At 99.6% G+C, this 255-nt stretch carries 1 protein-coding gene; it reads left to right on the top strand.

Annotated features, from left to right (window positions below):
* Positions 1–255: hypothetical protein (locus tag ACTHTY_RS12285; RefSeq protein ID WP_268083134.1), on the top strand; the 255-nt coding region annotated here is incomplete at both ends.

Below are 255 nucleotides of genomic sequence, written 5' to 3' on the forward strand. Positions count from 1 at the left end.
GGGGGGGGGGGGGGGGGGGGGGGGGGGGGGGGGGGGGGGGGGGGGGGGGGGGGGGGGGGGGGGGGGGGGGGGGGGGGGGGGGGGGGGGGGGGGGGGGGGGGGGGGGGGGGGGGGGGGGGGGGGGGGGAGGGGGGGGGGGGGGGGGGGGGGGGGGGGGGGGGGGGGGGGGGGGGGGGGGGGGGGGGGGGGGGGGGGGGGGGGGGGGGGGGGGGGGGGGGGGGGGGGGGGGGGGGGGGGGGGGGGGGGGGGGGGGGG

The sequence above is a fragment of the Neisseria sp. P0019.S002 genome (assembly GCF_051957155.1).
GTDB classification, from domain to species: Bacteria; Pseudomonadota; Gammaproteobacteria; order Burkholderiales; family Neisseriaceae; genus Neisseria; species Neisseria perflava.